The sequence below is a fragment of the Blautia sp. ZXY-1-B12 genome (assembly GCF_056339915.1).
Map to the genome: position 1 here is coordinate 1 of NZ_JBWJVP010000228.1, position 13,922 is coordinate 13,922.

General features: G+C 42.2%; 10 protein-coding genes and 2 pseudogenes. 1 reads left to right on the forward strand and 11 read right to left on the reverse strand.

Annotation, left to right across the window (positions count from 1 at the left end; translation table 11 throughout):
• The 3 genes and pseudogenes from AC075L_RS15660 to AC075L_RS15670 form a co-directional block, all read right to left on the reverse strand.
• Positions 1-472, reverse strand: a pseudogene (locus tag AC075L_RS15660) (hypothetical protein); the annotation flags it as partial.
• A 5-nt stretch (positions 473-477) separates the two neighbouring features.
• Entirely contained in the window at positions 478-1,149 is a 672-nt protein-coding gene (locus AC075L_RS15665; RefSeq protein ID WP_026648793.1) for an ABC transporter ATP-binding protein, read from the reverse strand.
• Positions 1,146-2,642, reverse strand: a complete 1,497-nt coding sequence (locus tag AC075L_RS15670; RefSeq protein ID WP_118409363.1) for an efflux RND transporter periplasmic adaptor subunit — start codon at positions 2,640-2,642, stop codon at positions 1,146-1,148. Before AC075L_RS15670 ends, AC075L_RS15665 begins: the two co-directional genes overlap by 4 nt.
• Before the next feature lie 282 nt (positions 2,643-2,924).
• Between AC075L_RS15670 and AC075L_RS15675 the strand changes: the two genes are divergently transcribed.
• Positions 2,925-4,136, forward strand: a complete 1,212-nt coding sequence (locus tag AC075L_RS15675) for a hypothetical protein (protein WP_062807799.1) — start codon at positions 2,925-2,927, stop codon at positions 4,134-4,136.
• A 127-nt stretch (positions 4,137-4,263) separates the two neighbouring features.
• Here the strand turns inward: AC075L_RS15675 and AC075L_RS15680 are convergent.
• From AC075L_RS15680 to AC075L_RS15715, 8 genes and pseudogenes are all read right to left on the reverse strand, one after another.
• A pseudogene (locus AC075L_RS15680) lies at positions 4,264-5,051 on the reverse strand (sulfite exporter TauE/SafE family protein).
• On the reverse strand, positions 5,036-6,862 hold the full coding sequence (gene aspS / locus AC075L_RS15685) for an aspartate--tRNA ligase (RefSeq protein ID WP_476387887.1): 1,827 nt from the start codon (positions 6,860-6,862) through the stop codon (positions 5,036-5,038). Before aspS ends, AC075L_RS15680 begins: the two are co-directional and overlap by 16 nt.
• Before the next feature lie 96 nt (positions 6,863-6,958).
• Positions 6,959-8,215 carry a histidine--tRNA ligase gene (gene hisS, locus AC075L_RS15690; RefSeq protein WP_055053994.1) on the reverse strand — a complete coding sequence of 419 codons (1,257 nt, stop codon included), beginning with the start codon at positions 8,213-8,215 and terminating at the stop codon, positions 6,959-6,961.
• Positions 8,148-8,810 (reverse strand): HD-GYP domain-containing protein, encoded by a 663-nt coding sequence (locus AC075L_RS15695; protein WP_022380377.1) that lies wholly within the window; start codon positions 8,808-8,810, stop codon positions 8,148-8,150. The genes hisS and AC075L_RS15695 overlap by 68 nt, the downstream gene beginning before the upstream one ends.
• Before the next feature lie 17 nt (positions 8,811-8,827).
• Positions 8,828-10,363 (reverse strand): coproporphyrinogen dehydrogenase HemZ, encoded by a 1,536-nt coding sequence (gene hemZ / locus AC075L_RS15700; protein ID WP_062807800.1) that lies wholly within the window; start codon positions 10,361-10,363, stop codon positions 8,828-8,830.
• Positions 10,335-10,964 (reverse strand): MBL fold metallo-hydrolase, encoded by a 630-nt coding sequence (locus AC075L_RS15705; RefSeq protein WP_476387888.1) that lies wholly within the window; start codon positions 10,962-10,964, stop codon positions 10,335-10,337. The genes hemZ and AC075L_RS15705 overlap by 29 nt, the downstream gene beginning before the upstream one ends.
• Before the next feature lie 64 nt (positions 10,965-11,028).
• Positions 11,029-13,359, reverse strand: coding sequence for a RelA/SpoT family protein (locus AC075L_RS15710; RefSeq protein WP_022380374.1), 2,331 nt, complete (start codon positions 13,357-13,359; stop codon positions 11,029-11,031).
• Positions 13,360-13,396: 37 nt separating this feature from the next.
• The gene (locus AC075L_RS15715; RefSeq protein ID WP_008703730.1) at positions 13,397-13,921 is read right to left on the reverse strand and encodes an adenine phosphoribosyltransferase; all 525 of its coding nucleotides are present in this window, start codon (positions 13,919-13,921) and stop codon (positions 13,397-13,399) included.
• Between the last annotated feature and the right edge of the window lies 1 nt (position 13,922).

Sequence of the window (13,922 nt, forward strand, 5' to 3'; positions counted from 1 at the left end):
CAGTATCATTATTAGTGCTTCCTGTTGTTGAATTCAGGTCATCGGCATCTGTACCCGCATCTGTTTCCTCTACAGGCCCGCCATTCTGAAGGCTGTTCAGTCTGTTCACTGCTTTATTTAAATCCTGCTCCAGTTTCTGTTTTTTCAGCTTTGCTATATTCAGTTCCATTTCCACCAGAGTAGTATCAAAAGAAACCAGATGATCGCCTTTTTTTACGGCATCTCCCTTTGTCACATAAATCTGATCAATGATCAGGTCTTTATCACCGTTTATTGTCTGTGTTGCACTGGATGTAATGGTTCCGTCAAGCGTGGTGGAAGGTGTATAAAATTCCTGCAGTAATCCGCTCACAGGAGTAACCGCCACTGTTTTCTGGCTGTTTTTCTTCAGCTGCATCAATCCCGCTGTAATTCCGCTTCCTGCGATTACCACCACAAGCACTCCTGCGAGGATTTTCTTTACTTTGCCCATGAAGATCACCTCTTTTCCTGAAGGATACCATCTTTGATCGTAACCACCCTTTTCGCATGTGCAGCAATATCCGCATCATGGGTAATCATCAATACAGATACCCCCTCATCATTCAGCCTCTGGAAAAGTTCCATAACCTGCGCACCTGATTTACTGTCAAGAGCACCTGTAGGTTCATCTGCAAGAAGAAGTTTCGGGTTATTGACGATCGCCCTGGCAATGGCAACCCTCTGCATCTGACCTCCTGAAAGCTGATTTGGCTTAAAATCCACTCTGTCCGCCAGGCCCACTCTGTCAAGTGCCTTCAGAGCGCGTTCTCTTCTCTCCTTCTTAGGTACTCTCGCATAATTTAATGGCATCTCAACATTTGCCAGAGCACTCTGCTTAGGGAGAAGATGAAAGCTCTGAAAAACAAACCCTATCTTATTCAGCCGGATATCCGACATTTCATTCTCCGAACACGCCTTAATATCCACGCCATCCAGAAAGAAAGTTCCCTCTGTCTGTTTGTCCAGACATCCGATAATGTTCATCAAAGTAGTTTTTCCCGAACCGGACGGTCCCATGATTGCGACATATTCTCCCTCTTCCATAGAAAAGTCTACATTTTTTAACACTGGAACCTTCATTTTCCCCTGCTGATATTCTTTATATATGCCTTTCAATTCCAGTATCATTCGATTCCCTCCACATTGCCGTCTGCACTCATACCAGGTGCTTCATCAATTGGCACAAGTTCTTCATTCGGATCGATCATATCTTCTGAACTGTCATCTGCTGCGTCTGCGGAATCTTCCTCCATATCCGGCTCTGTAAAGCTGTCTGCGCCGGATTCCATATCTGTGGAATTAATCTGTGCGTCATCCATATTTCCATAATCAGCATCCATATCAGTAATACCGTCTGCTCCTCCGCTCATCGTCTGCGCGAGATCTCCTACTTCTGTCTTCTCACCCTCTTCCAGAGAATCTGTCGGAAATGCAATCGCATCTTTCTTTGTCAGACCGTCAACAATTTCATATTCTCCAAGACTGTCATCATGTTTTCCGAGAGTCACATATCGTTTTTCCAGTCGATTTTTGTCATTCGCTACCCAGACATATGGTTCATTGGTATCTGTATCCAGAATATAATAATCGCTGAGCCACAGACCATCTTTTTTATCATCCTGTCCCATGTCACGCTCTATATATACATGCTGTCCAAGCATAAGATCCTCTGACGAATCCAGTTCCACATAAAAAGGATAGGACGTAGAAGAAGTCTGATCATCTGAACTGGTGCTGGACATTCCCATATTCATATCACTGCTGTCGCTGTCCGAAGTTCCGTTATTCATATCAATGGAACCCATGGTTCCTTTCCAGGTTTTACTGCTGTCCACTCTGGATCTGATGATCACAGACTCTCCCGGCACAACAGAATCTCTGTTCTGTTCATTGACCTTACCTTTTACTCTGTAAGCACCTGTACTGAGAATCGTGATAAATGCAGAGCTGTCTGAACCGTCATCATTTGATGACATACTGTCCATTGTACTGCTGTCATCCACAGAATCACCGTCATCACTTGTCATCTTTGATGTATCAATTTTCTGGATCACACCATCTATTTCACTTCTCACTTCTGTATTCTGTGTGGCACTCTGCAGCTTGTCAATCTCAGCCTGTTTACTCTTCTGGCTGTATTCATTTTTCTTAAGATTCATCTTATTTGTTTCAATTTCAATTGTGTAAGAAAGCTGATCATCTGCCTTTGCTTTTTTCTTTTCCGCTTCAAGGGTGGAAATCTGTTCTGTCAGGCTGATCTGCTCATTTTTCAGTCTGTCCAGGTCAAGCTGTGCCTGTTTCAGATCATCTTCAATACTGCTGAGATCATATTCAAAGAGAAGTTGTCCTGCCTTGACTTCTTCCCCTGTCTTTACCTCTACTTCCTTTACTTTACGTCCACTTTCTATTTTTACGTTTACAGTTTTCTGCGGTTCTACCACACCTGCAAAACGATTGACTGCAGCCGTTTCCGTTCCGCTGATCACACTGACCTTAGATACATATACGATTGAATCTCCGGTTTTTCCCTGAGTGTTTCCGTAAAAGTGATACCAGACACCGGTTCCGATACCACCTGCTGCAATCAGGATTCCCAAAACGATAATAATACGCTTCTTCATAAGTTGCCTCCTTGATATTATCACCTTGTTCAGGCTAACATCTATTATACACTACTGCTTTTTTATATCATTATTATTCACTTTCCTATCATAGCAGATTCTGCCTTAAAATAAAAGCTTTGTAACCAAATGGCAACATTTTTCACAATTTTTTCACGTTTTTTTTATGAATTTCGTTCATCTTTTTCACTTTTTTGACAGTCAGTACAAAATCTGTTAAAATAAACAGAAAAGTAACTGTCAACAGTTGCACAGAAAGCACTGTGAAAGGAAAGAACACGTATGAATATAAACAAACACCTGATTCTTCTTTTCTCTGTCTTATTTTTTCTTTTTGCTGTATCTGTAAGCAGCGGCTGTTTCCGCAAAAATGAGTCAGATGTAAAGAGTGTAGTCAGAAATGAACTGGATCAGTTAAAAAATCTCGATTCAGAAACTACGCAAAAATACATACCCTATACAGAGCTGTTCCCCGATGCCACAGAGAACACTGATTTAACTGATGAAATCAATGAAACCTTTTCTCTCTTTTTCCGGAAATTTAATTACAAAATTTCGGATGTCATCGTCGGCACAGCCAATCATTCTGCCACTGTTTCTGTCAAACTGACCACAATCGATTCCAAAGTTCTTGCCAGAGATTTTAAAGCAGAACTTCTCCGGACACAGATCACAGAGTCAGCCCAGGCACAAAAAGGAAATATCAAAGATTCTTCCAGATCTCTTGAGGCTCATTATCTGATCCTGAATCATCTTTTAAACACAAATGACTATGATACAGCTGAGACAGACTGTAACATACAGCTTGTCAATACAGGCAATGATAAAAAAGAAAAATGGAAGATCCAGCGTACCAATTCTCTGGAAGATGACCTTGTCGGCGGTCTTATAGCTGATCTGGCAAATCCGGATATCCTTTCACCGGAAGATACCCTGACCGTCTATCTTGACACTCTACAGAAACTGGATTTGAAAGAAATGACATCTTATCTGGGTGTAGTAAATATCATGAATACATCCGATACTGCAAAAAATTCCATTGCCTCAGCACTTGCCGAACAGATTCATAAAAATTTTAATTATGTCATTAAATCCAGCAGTGAAAATGGATACAATGCCACTGTTACAACTGAAATTACAACCTTTGACAGTGATTCGATCCTGGCTGATTATCAGGAAAAGCTTGATAAATATCTGGCTTCTGCTGACGCAGTTATCGATGGCTCCCAGAAACGATACGAGAAATCTTTCGAAATTCTTCTGAACAGTATCAATGATAATACCGTTACTACCGTCAATGATGTAGATTTTGTTCTAATCAATGATGGGGTATCCTGGAAACTTCAGGATGAGGGAAATACTTTGGGAAATGCTATTTTCGGTACTTTGACAGATTCTCCTCTCGAGACTTCTGATTCTGAGGATGAAGATATTTCTGCCGATACAGATAAGCAGACAGATGATAATACTTCTACTGAAAGCAGTTCCAATTAACGATTAGTCAATCGGATATTCGCAATCCGCTTCCGCTACTTGCTCATAACCAAATAACTGCTTCGCAGTTTGGTTAAACAACTAAAAAGGCCACCATATCACAGAAATGTTCCTTTCCCGAATCATTCTATGATATGGTGGTCTTTTTAATCTTTGTCTTATTCTTTTTACATCCCGTTATAATTTTGATAAACAGTAAAACCAGAACGATCAGAATAATCGGTCTTACGATTTTATTTCCATTTTTCATTACCATTCCAGATCCTACATAATGCCCTGCAATGGAAAAAACAGAAGCTGCAAGTCCAAGAATATATGACAATCTTTCCACTAAATAAAAAAACAACTAATGCCATTATATTAGAAGAAAGATTTGCAAGTTTCATAGTTCCGGAAGCTTTCGCTACGGGAAGTTTTGCTACTCCTGTATATAAAATAAGCAGAAACGTACCAGTTCCCGGCCCATAAAAGCCATCGTAGCAGCCAACAGCCAGAGAACACACCGCACACAAAATCCACTGTTTCTTTCTGGAAATCTCTACATTGCTGTTATCATACCAGATTTTTCTTCTTCATTACATAAAACGCAACAATAGGAAGTACTGGAATCAGCATCCATTTTAATATCTTATCACTGGCAAGAAGCGCAATATGAGCGCCTGCAAAAGAACCGACAAGAGCCATGGAAATACATGGCAGTGCAACTCCCCAGTCTACAAATTTATTCTTACATAAACGTGCTGTTGAAATCGCTGTCCCAGTTGCCGAGGATAATTTATTCGTTGCTATCGCATTGTGCATCGGAACCCCTGCAAGCAGATACGCAGGCAGGGAGATCAAACCACCCCCGCCTGCGATAGAATCAACTAATCCTGCAAGGAATACCAACGGGCATACAATCAAAAACGTCTGAATTGTAAGCTCCCTCCTTCCTCAGTTACTTCCTCCGGTCTTACTTCCAGTTCCAGTTCTTTTAACTGCTCCTCGCTTACGCGGCTCGGAGACTGAGTCATCAGACAGGAAGCATCTTTAACCTTCGGGAATGCGATTACGTCACGGATGCTGTCAACTTTCGCCATAAGCATTACCAGACGGTCAAGTCCGTATGCCAGTCCGGCGTGAGGCGGAACTCCATATTTGAATGCGTCCAGAAGGAATCCGAACTGCTCGTGAGCAGCTTCTTTTGTGAATCCAAGTGCTTCAAACATTCTCTCCTGAATATCATCCTGATGGATTCTGACACTTCCTCCACCAATTTCATTACCGTTTAATACGATATCATATGCTTTTGCACGAACTTTTCCAGGATCTGTATCCAGAAGTGGAAGGTCCTCTTCCATAAGCATGGTAAATGGATGATGCATTGCTGTGAAACGATTCTCTTCTTCACTCCATTCAAGAAGCGGGAACTCTGTTACCCATACGAAACGATACTCATTCTTATCAAGAAGATCCATCTGCTTTGCAAGTTCCAGACGAAGTGCGCCAAGTACATCATAAACCAGTTTCTTCTTATCTGCTGCAAACAGAAGTAAGTCTCCTGCTTTACCATCCATAGCTGCTACCAGAGCATCCATCTCTTCATCTGTCATGAATTTAGCAAAAGAAGATTTTCTTGTGCCATCTTCAGCGATTGCAATGTATGCAAGGCCTTTTGCACCGTAACCTTTGGCAAACTCAACCAGTTTGTCAATTTTCTTACGTGGCATAGCGCCCTGTCCTTCTGCATTGATACCACGAACACTGCCGCCATTTTCCAACGCAGAAGTAAACACGCTGAATCCACAGTTTTTAACTACATCACTTACATCATGAAGTTCCATTCCGAAACGCATATCCGGTTTATCAGAACCAAATCTGTCCATAGCTTCCTGCCATGTGATACGCTGGATTGGAAGTTTTACATCAATATCAAGTACTTCCTTGAACAGATAAGCAAGGAATCTCTCATTTACATCAATTACGTCATCAACATCTACAAAAGAGAGTTCCATATCGATCTGGGTAAATTCCGGCTGTCTGTCCGCACGAAGGTCTTCGTCACGGAAACATCTTGCAATCTGGATATAACGGTCATAACCAGAGCACATCAGAAGCTGTTTGTACAGCTGCGGAGACTGTGGCAGACCATAGAAATGTCCCGGATGAACACGAGACGGTACCAGATAATCTCTTGCACCTTCCGGTGTACTCTTACCAAGCATCGGAGTTTCAATTTCAAGGAATCCTTCTTTTGCGAAGAACTGTCTTGTAAGCATCATGACTTTGCTCTTAAGCATAATATTCTTCTGAAGGTCAGGTCTTCTTAAGTCAAGATAACGATATTTCAGGCGGATTTCATCTTTTGTCTTGCTGTTCTCTTCAATTGGGAACGGAGGTACCTCTGCTTCAGACAGAACACGAAGGGATTTTACGCGAAGCTCAATTTCACCTGTTGCAAGATTCTTGTTAACAGCACCGCCTCTTTCTTCTACCACACCGGTAACAGCGATTACGAATTCACTTCTCAGCTTACCTGCTTTTGCAAAACCTTCTTCATCAATGCTGCCATTCTCAAAAATCAACTGCATGATACCGGAACGGTCTCTTAAATCTACGAAAATAATTCCGCCTTTATCGCGGGCTTTCTGAACCCATCCCATAAGGACAACTTCTTTGCCGATCATTTCCTTTGTTACTTCTGCACATCGGCATGTTCTGTGCAGTCCCTGCATACTTTCAGCCATGTTTCTTTCCTCTTTTCATGCTTTCTATATTATAAGAATTGTTGTAACTATCCGGCAGTCTGCTATCTCGCAATGTTGCTGAACAGTTACGAATTATTACATTCTGTCTTTAAAGAATTCTACAAACTCTGTATAGCCCTCTGCTGTCATCTGATCTTTCTGGAATTTCTTATTCTTCTTCATAATAGAAATATTGATCTGTGTTCCGGCATTACGCTCTTCCTGAGCCTGTTTCAGAATCGTCAGCATCTTGTCTGCCGGCATATTCTTCTCGATAAGATATGCTTTCTTACCATTCTTTGTCGGGATTTCATAATTTCTCTCAAGAAGAAGCATTACGATTCTCTCGAATCCAATTGAAAATCCGCAGGCAGATGTATTGTTTCCTGTAAATTTACCGATCATCTCATCATAGCGTCCACCGCCGCCTACGCTGCCGCCAAACTCATCCATAGAGATTTCAAAAATCGGTCCTGTATAATAAGACATTCCACGTACCAAAGTCGGATCGAAAGACATCTTAAAATCTGCTGTCTTAACAGAATCTACAGTAGAAATGATTGTTTCAAGGTCCTCAGCAACCTTTGGATCCAGAACATCTTTTAATTTCTCTTTGCAGTAACGAACACCCTCAATGTCAGAAGTGATCTCTTTGAAAAGTCCAAGGTAGGTATCAATGCTCTCTTTTGCAAATCCTTCCTTCTCCAGTTCTTCTGCAACACCTTCCAAACCAATCTTGTCCATCTTGTCCAGAATGATAAACACAGTGTCAAAGCTTTCCTGTGGGAATCCACTGTACTGCGCCATCGCTTTTAAGATTTTTCTGTCGTTGATGCGAATCGTAAAGTTATGGAAATCCAGCTTTCCGAGCAACGTTGTGGTAGCAAGAACCAGTTCGATCTCAGCCAGATAAGTAGACTCACCCAGAATATCAATATCACACTGCATAAACTGACGGAAACGTCCTCTCTGCGGTCTGTCTGCTCTCCACACATTGCCCATCTGAAGTGCCTTAAAAGGAGCCGGAAGCTCATTTGCGTTGTTGGAATAATATCTGGAAAGCGGCACAGTCAGATCGTAGCGAAGTCCGGAGTCAACCAGATCACTTTCTTTCTCTGCTTCCGCAAGTTTCAGTTTCTCCCCACGTTTCAGGATCTTGAAAATAAGTTTCTCATTCTCTCCGCCCTGTTTACTGGAAAGATTTTCAATATGCTCCACACATGGTGTCTCTATAGATGAAAAGCCAAATGTTCCGTATGTTTCACGAATCATGTTCATCACATAATTACGGATTTCCATCTCTTTTGGTAAAATGTCCTTCATACCGGTTACCGGTTTCTTCTTTAATGCCATGTTGTCCTCCTCTTTTATAAAAATTCTGCCCGTCTCCATTATGAACCACTCTCTGAAACGCAAGAAAAACCTGCATATCAAAATTTTTTACTTCATCGATCATCAACTCCATAACTGAAGAAATATCAAATCCTCTTCTGTATGGTCTGTCAGAGATCAATGCTGCATATACATCGCAGACTCTGAGTATCCGGGCACCTATGGGTATGTCATCACCTGCTTTATTGGACGGATATCCACTGCCATCATAATTCTCATGATGGTACAGGATACTCTCCAATACAAAATCCGAATATCCCTGCCCTTTAAGTTCCTCATATCCCAATGTAGAATGCATCCGGACATACTTCAGTTCCTCGATCACCAGAGGATCCTGCTCCTGTCCGTTAATATAACTTGTCAGCTTCAGCTTTCCTATATCATGGAGCATTCCTGCTATTGCAAGCTCATAGCACTGTTCATGCGGCAGTCCCATCTCCTCTGCAACCGCATAAGCCAGATTACTTACCAGCATTCCATGATGCAATTCAGAAGCAAGGTCAAATTCCAGGATCCTCTGCTGTGAACCTGCCGCTGTCTTTTGTACTGTGTCCAAAATGTTACCTCCACATCCTACAGCCAGGTAGCTATTGCTGTCCGTTTTCTCTCGATCATCTCATCAATGCGGGAAATATAATTAGAAACGTCTTTTACATTCTCCACACGTTCAATTCTCTGTCCATGGTCAAAGACCAGCTTGGAAGAACCGCCTGCCCCCAGTGCGATGATAGGCTGTTTTTCCTCCATAATCAGTATATTGTAAATTCCCGCTTTGTCAACCTTTGCATAGCCAACATTTTCAAAATTTCCCTTCATATTCTTCTGTCTGTACAGATAATAAGGACCCATTCCCATTTCATACGCAGTTTTCATGGTCAGATCCATAATTTCCTGATTATTCTCAAAAGACATTTCCTGATATTTCTCTTTAAAAATATTCAGCCTTGCTGCACGTTTCACTGCCAGTGAATGTACGGTAATACTGTCCGGTGCCAGTTCACGAACCTGTTCAAGAGTCCGCTCTACCATGTGAATATCCTCACCCGGAAGACCTACGATCAGATCCATGTTAATGTTATCGTATCCCAGCTCTCGTGCCAGATGAAACGCTTCTTTTGTCTGCTCCACAGTATGTCTGCGGCCGATAATATCCAGGGTTTCCTGATTCATAGTCTGTGGATTTACGGAAATTCTTGTTACCGGATACTCCCTGATCGCCATCAGCTTTTCACGTGTAATACTGTCCGGTCTGCCGGCTTCCACAGTAAACTCTGCCAGTCCTTCATAGCCAAAAGCTTCTCCCACTGTATCCAGGAGCTTACGGATCTGATGTGGAAGCAGTGTAGTCGGGGTACCGCCGCCAATATAGATGGTATCCAGTTTTCTTCCCTTCATCATAAGAGCAGTCTCTCTTACCTCCCGGCAGAGAGCTTCCACATATTCATCTGTTCTCTTCTCCCACACTTTCAGCGGATAGGAGCTGAAGGAACAATACAGACAGATACTTGGGCAAAACGGGATTCCAATATAAAGGCTGTATCCATTTTCATAGTCAATATCCTTCAGAATCTCTCTTTCCCTGTTTGCAATAGTGATGGCAAGCGCTGTTTTCTGCGGACTTACCAGATATCTCTCACGCATCTCCCGGGCTGCTTCCGTATTTTTCATTCCGGATTCGATCATTCCCATTGCCAGTTTGGCAGGACGTATTCCTGTCAGATTTCCCCATGGAAGAGTTCTGCCCGTCAGTTTTATCAACAACTGATACAGAGCATATTTGATATTATCTTTATTCTCTTTTCTCAGAGCATGAGCATCCTGTATTCCACAGCCTGCATTCTCTTTAGAAAGTATGTCTGCGGAAATTACCCCTTTTTGCTCTGTTTCCTGTTTCGACAGATTCTCTGTCCTTTCGTATTTTATGATATAACTGTCATTATCCCGTTCCACACTGAAGCGGAGGTCATACTCTGCTTCAGTATTTTCATAAAGAGTATGTATCTCCGCTTCGGGATAAAACGCTTTGATCAGTTCATAAACATCATGTTCAAAATCTCTGTTCTCAAACAGAATGCCTATTTTACACAAATGGATTATACCTCTTTTCATAACCAATAGTGGTAGATGCATCATGTCCGGGGAAAACCTCGGTCTCTTCAGGAAGCGAATCTACCAGTTTATGGAGACTTCTCACGATTTCTGCTGTACTTCCACCCGGAAAATCCGTTCTTCCAACAGAGCCATAGAACACTGTATCACCGCTGAACAATACACCTTCATCTTTCAGATAATAACAGCAGCTTCCTTTGGTATGTCCCGGTGTATGGATCATCTGAACGGAAAATCCCGCCAGTCTGATAACATCCAGATCCTCCAGAAATACATCCGGCACAATAGAACATCCCTGTCCATAATGTACAGTCATATTGATCGAAGGTTCGCGGAGCATCTCCTCTTCCTGACGACAGGCATAAATCGGAATATTATATTTCTCCTTTACTGCCTGTGCAGCCAGAATGTGGTCAAAATGTCCATGGGTAAGAAGAATCGCCACCGGTTTTCCATTCATCCGGGAAATCTTCATTTCAATCTTCTCCGGACAATCTGCGGGATCAACAATGATCAGTTCTCCGGTTTCTTTATTCTTAAGGAGATAGCAATTTGTATATATAGGTCCTAATATACATTTCTGTAATTCTAAATTCTTCATGTTATTCCTTTCTGTCAATCTGCAGCAGTTCCATAAAATAATGTTCCAGCAGATTTTTCCATGATCAGCCTGTAGTTCTCTCTACGTCAATGACACTCTCTACCTGACGGATCTTCTCGATCAGGGAACGCAGTTCCTCTTTGCTTCCAATCTCAAAACTCATGGAAATAGTTGCCTTCTCCTGCTTGCTTGTACGGCTGTTGATACTTCGCAGGTCGATCTTACGTTCTGTAAATATTTTAGAAAGATCCACAAGAAGCCCTGTACGGTTATTTGCATAAACCTGAATCTCAGCCGTATACTTCTCTTTTTCCTTGGTATCAGGCTGCTGCCACTCTGCCTCAATCAGTCGTGTCCTGTCTGTCTCAGACATATTCAGCACATTGACACAATCTGTACGATGAATTGTGATCCCACGTCCTCTTGTAACAAAACCTACAATCTCATCACCCGGGATTGGATTACAGCACTTGGAAAAACGGACTGCCACATCATGGATTCCTTTTACCACAATGCCGCTCTTACTCTTGGCAATGTGAAGCTTTTCCTGTGTCTCAGAAGCAGCCTCAAGAACCTGCTCGTCTGTCAGATTCTTCTTATTTTCCTTATCATATGCCTCCACCAGCTTATTGAAAACCTGACCTTCTTTCAATCCGCCATGACCAATTGCAGCAAGTACTGAATCCCAGTCCCTGAAACCATATTTACGCAAAACAGCCTCCAGATACTGGGTTTTTGTATAATTTGCGATCTTAAATCCCTTTGCACGCGCATACTGCGCAAGCATCTCCTTGCCCTTAAGGATATTATCTTCTTTTAATTCCTTCTTGAACCACTGGTTAATCTTGTTCTTTGCCTGAGTACTCTTAACCAGTTTCAGCCAGTCGCGGCTTGGTCCCTGAGAATTCTGTGAAGTAATGATTTCAATACGGTCGCCGTTTTTGATCTCATATTCAATCGGAACCAGCTTACCGTTAACTCTGGCACCTACCATCTTATTTCCGACTGCACTGTGAACACTGTACGCAAAATCCACCGGTGTAGAACCGCTTGGAAGTGTTTTAACATCTCCCTGTGGAGTGAAACAGTAAACACTGTCCGCAAAAAGATCCAGGTCATTCTTCAGAAGACTCATGAATTCTTTGTTATCAGACATGTCTCTCTGCCATTCCAGAATCTGACGCAGCCAGTTCAGTTTCTCTTCCTCACTCTTACCTACAGGAGCCTTTCCGTCAGACGACTCCTTATATTTCCAGTGTGCAGCGATACCATATTCTGCAGTTCTGTGCATTTCATAAGTACGGATCTGGATTTCAAAGGGCTGTCCGTTGGGTCCGATCAATGTGGTATGCAATGACTGATACATATTGGGTTTCGGCATGGCAATATAATCTTTAAACCGTCCCGGAATTGGCTTATACATCTCATGGATCACACCAAGGGCAGCATAACAATCCTTCACTGTATCTACAAGAATACGGACAGCAAATAAATCATAAATCTGATCAATAGTCTTATCCTGATTTACCATCTTCTTGTAGATGCTGAAAAAGTGTTTTACACGTCCGTCCACCTGCGCCTTAATATTGGCATCATCCATATGTTTCTTAACTTCTTTTACAATCGCACCTACAAACTGTTCTCTCTCGCTTTTACGCAGGGCAACCTTATGCACCAGGTCATAATATACATCCGGCTTAAGGTATTTCAGCGACAGGTCATCCAGCTCTACCTTTATCTTGGAAATACCCAGACGCATGGCAATAGGAGCATAAATATCCATGGTCTCTCTGGCCTTTTCCTGCTGCTTTTCAGGACGCATATACTGTAAGGTACGCATATTATGAAGACGGTCTGCAAGCTTGATCAGAATAACTCTGATATCCTTAGCCATGGCAAGAAACATCTTTCTGAGGTTCTCTGCCTGAACTTCTACTTTATCCGCAGAATAAGATAACTGTCCCAGCTTGGTAACACCATCCACAAGAAGTGCAACCTCTGAACCAAATTCCTTCTCCACTTCCTCATAGGTCATCCAGGTATCTTCAACTGCATCATGAAGAAGACCTGCAACTATCGTTTCTTTGTCAAGTTCCAGATCTGCCAGAATGATGGCAACACACAAAGGATGAATGATATATGGCTCTCCAGACTTTCTCTTCTGTCCTTCATGAGCTTCACTTGCAACCTTATATGCCTTCTCTATCATGGAAATATCTGTTGATGGATGATACTTCAGAACACTGTTTATCAGTTCTTTATAAAGCACCTCCGGACTTGTAAAATCATGCATGGTCTTTACTGCCGCATCTGCTCTCTTTACAGATTCCAGCTTCTCTTTTTCAACCTGCATTTCATCTTTTTTTGCTTCTGTACTTTTTGTTATCTCTGTCATATGCTCCCACCTGCCTGTCCTGCACAATCAGCTGTGCCTATTTACCATCATAACAAATTACGGACGCTACATCATACCCATTCAGTCTTTCGCGTCCCTTTAAACCTGCAAGTTCCATGAGAAATACAACCTTGACAACCTCACCGCCAAGCTGTTCCACCAGCTTGATCGCTGCTTCGATCGTACCGCCTGTTGCGATCAGATCATCAACGATAACCACTTTCTGACCTGGTTTTATGGAATCTTTATGCATTTCAATCTCTGCACTGCCATATTCCAGATCATAGCTTACAGATACTGTTTCGCGGGGAAGTTTGCCTTTTTTACGAATCGGTACAAATGGTTTATGAAGATTATATGCGATCGGTACACCAAAGATAAAGCCTCTGGACTCTGTTCCTGCAATCACGTCCACATCTATATCCTTAAGACAGTCCTGCATGGAGTCGATGGCCAACTGCAGGCCATCCGCATCCTGCAGAACACTTGTAATATCTCTGAAAATAATCCCCGGTTCAGGAAAATCCGGTATACTTAATACATAATCTTCAATTTTCTTCATT